This is a genomic window from Microbulbifer mangrovi, assembly GCF_002009015.1.
Taxonomy (GTDB): domain Bacteria; phylum Pseudomonadota; class Gammaproteobacteria; order Pseudomonadales; family Cellvibrionaceae; genus Microbulbifer; species Microbulbifer mangrovi.
This window is the reverse complement of sequence record NZ_LZDE01000127.1, coordinates 1-2,320: the sequence shown is the minus strand read 5'-3', so window position 1 is coordinate 2,320 and position 2,320 is coordinate 1. Positions and strand designations below refer to the sequence as shown.

The 2,320-nt window shown below is 49.5% G+C and carries 1 protein-coding gene; it reads right to left on the bottom strand.

Annotated features, from left to right (window positions below; translation table 11 throughout):
* Window positions 1-2,320, bottom strand: a 2,320-nt coding sequence (locus B4U49_RS19005; RefSeq protein WP_158078520.1) for a beta strand repeat-containing protein, incomplete at both ends; no start/stop codon positions are given.

Sequence of the window (2,320 nt, the reverse complement as noted above, 5' to 3'; positions counted from 1 at the left end):
ATGTCATCGTTGTTGGTGGCATTGAGCGTGTCACCACCGGCAGGATTGGTAACCGCATCATAGGTCGAACCATTGCCATCAACCTCGTTCAGGCCGGTAAAGCTCATGCCCCCGTAGGCGAGGGTCAGGCCATCGGCTTCGCTGCCGGTCAGGGTAAAGGTATCGTCGCCTGCGGTGCCGGTGAGCGTCGCCGCATCGGTATCGATGCTACTGAAGCCGTCGAAGGTAATTCCATTACTGCTCTCGGCGGAATCTGTATCGAGAAGAGTCCAGTGGACATTACTATTACTGGAAACACTATCGTTACTCGCACCTGCAGTAACCGAGGTGAAACCACTGAATTCAAATGTGGAATATCCGGAAACATCCAGCGCTCCGTCACTCCCCAGGGTAAAAGTTTCCTGTGCATCACTGCCCTGAAGTTCACCATTAGCGGCAACAACGTCCCATGAACCCGAGAAAACGATAGATGCATTGCTTACGCTGCCGTTGTCCAGAGTCCAGGTACCGGAGCCTGTGACCTGGTCACTCCCGGCCCCCTCAATACTTGAAAGGCCGGTAAATGTGAACGCGTCGCTATCGAGGTCTGCGTTATTGGTGGAATTCACATCCAGCGAAATATTCTGTCCATTGGTATCAACCGTTGAGACGCTCGTGGACTCGAAGCCGGAAAAAAGAATACCGCTGTCGACGGAGAAACCGGGCTCATCTTGCGCCCCGGCGAGGTGCGAATAAATATCGCTGCCGCTGGCATCATCGAGATACAACACCGCCAGACCAGAGGTCTCCTCCGAGAAACTGTCGTTCCCGTCGGAGATCACTTCTTGCAGCGCACTGAAAACCATCTCGTTAACAGTTACAGTCTGCGAACCGTCACTAGAGCCGATCACGAAGTCATGCTGGGTAATCGCATTAGCAGACGCGGTCACCTTGTTGGCGGTAATGCTGGAGATGCCGAAAATACTCAGGGTACCGGCAACGACTTCCAGCACATTGTCGGTGAGTGTCAAACCATTCGAGAAGGCACTGGCATCCAGAGAAGGATCGCCTGTAACACTACCGTCAAATCCCGAACCTTTCTGCAGCAGGACAAGATCGTTAAAAGTGGTATTTCCAACGGTGACGCCGCCGTCAGATTCAATAGTGAAACGCTCACCGATATTGAAATCCAGAGTACCGCCGGAAGTGTTGATGGTATCGAAATCGATAACTTTAACGCCGGAACTGCTTGAAAAATATATACCGGATTCAGCGGTGCCATTCAGAGTCCAGTTGTCATCCCAATTAACGACCTCTGTTCCATTTTCAGTGCCCTGAATCGTCAGTAAATCATAGAACCTGATATTGCTACTACTGGCATCAAAATAGTCATTAATTCCATCGTTTTTAATAGAAAATGAGGTAGTTCCGGCATCATCGCGTGCTGAAAGAAAATCAGTAGTTACCCTACTCAACCCGGAAAATACTGTCCCAGTGCTGCCCTCCGCATCCGTAAGGAGCGCGACACTATCGTTATCGGCACCTATGACTACTCCGTATTCATATCCAGAAGCATCCAGAATACTAGCACTCGAACCACCACCCGGTGAGACTGTCACCAAATCAGTAAATAGCATTTCATGAATACCGACATAACCTTCGCTATTAACAGAAAAGTTATTTTCGATATTTTTTTCGGCGGCCAGGTCTGCACCGTTCGAGGTAACCGTCCAAGCTCCGGTAAAATTGATCCCCTTATTACTTGCACCACTACCGTCTACTACCCAGTCACCGGTCGAAGAAAGGGTATTTCCAGAAGCACCGATTACGTCATCCAGGTCATAAATTTCCAACTTGGTTTCTGAGAAAGTGGGGTCAGTTAACTCAGCGCTATTATTTCCGACCACAGATAAAGCAATTCCGCCGGCTTGCGCAGTATCTATCTGCGACACCCTAACATTAGACAAACCAATAAACTTGATCCCGCTATCGTCACTGGCCGTATCAGCAAAAACCTCTGCCGCTACATTTTCATCATCTTTAAGGTAGATACCTGAGAGACCCAGCGCATTCAATTCACCGTCGGACTCTACTTTACTGATGCCATTGAATGTCAATGTGTTGCCAGTAAACTCCACGTTATTAGCAACGGCAACGGTAGTTCCACTGTCTACATCGAAGAAGTAGCTATTACCATCACCGACAATGTTTCCTGAACCACCGGTAAATACATCGATATTTTCAACCGTGAGATTTCCGCCGTGGGTGACACTGGCAAGATTTTCTGCCAGCACCCAGTCGCCACCGGCAGCGCTCTGGAAACTATCGGAGCCGCCATTGC